This is a genomic window from Cellulomonas biazotea (genome assembly GCF_004306155.1).
GTDB classification, from domain to species: domain Bacteria; phylum Actinomycetota; class Actinomycetes; order Actinomycetales; family Cellulomonadaceae; genus Cellulomonas; species Cellulomonas biazotea.
This window is the reverse complement of sequence record NZ_BIMR01000511.1, coordinates 1-865: the sequence shown is the minus strand read 5'-3', so window position 1 is coordinate 865 and position 865 is coordinate 1. Positions and strand designations below refer to the sequence as shown.

The 865-nt window shown below is 79.9% G+C and carries 1 protein-coding gene; it reads right to left on the bottom strand.

Features of this window, described 5'->3' with window-relative positions; translation table 11 throughout:
- Window positions 1-865 (bottom strand): sacsin N-terminal ATP-binding-like domain-containing protein (locus CBZ_RS20525; protein ID WP_373862215.1); only part of this gene is annotated, 865 nt, incomplete at both ends.

Genomic DNA, 865 nt, shown 5'->3' with positions numbered 1-865 from the left:
CGTCGACGGCTCGTCGGTCGGCGTCGGCGCGTGCACGACCCGCGCCGCGGGGTGCTCGCCCGTACGCGGCAGCGCCCACGTGACCCGCCAGTCGCGCGCGGCCCGCTCCTCGACCGGCCGGTCCGCGAGCAGCGCCAGCGGCAGCTCGCCCTGCGCCGACGCGACCGTCCACCGCCGCCCGACGTCCGCGACCCGGCGCGGCGGGTCGTCCGACGTGAGGTCCTCGACGACGACCTCGACCAGCGCCGGCAGGGCCAGCAGCAGCGGGTCGCCGACCGCCCGCAGCAGGCCCCGCACCTCGTCGGCCGCGACCTCGTCCCGCAGCTCCAGCACCACCGCCGTGTCGTACCCCGCGGGCGGCGACCCGTCCGCCGGGAACGGCAGCCGCAGCGCCGGGAGCGAGCCGTCCCGGCGGCGCACCTCGTCGGCGAGCGCCGGCACGTCCGCCGCCGCCTCCGCGAGCAGCTCCGTGGCGTCCCGCAGGCTGAACCGCACCCCGCCGGACGTCGAGACGACCGACACCTCGTCGGCGACGGCCCGCACCGCCGCGAACCCCACGCCGAACCGCCCCACGACGCCGCGGTCGGGGGCCGTCCCGCCGTCGGGCCGCTTCGACGACGCCCGCATCGACGCGAGCGACGCGACGCCCTGCTCGTCGAGCGGCGCACCCGTGTTCGCGGCCACCAGCACGAGCCGGCCGTCGTCCGTGCGCCCCAGCCGCAGCAGCAGCCGGCCCGGCACGCCCGCCCGCGCGGCGGCGTCGGCGGCGTTCTGCGCGAGCTCGACGACCACGCGGTCGCGGTAGTAGCCGCGGGCGTGGTCCTCCTCGGTGTTCGCGTCCTCCCGCAGGCGGGCGGGGGACGCG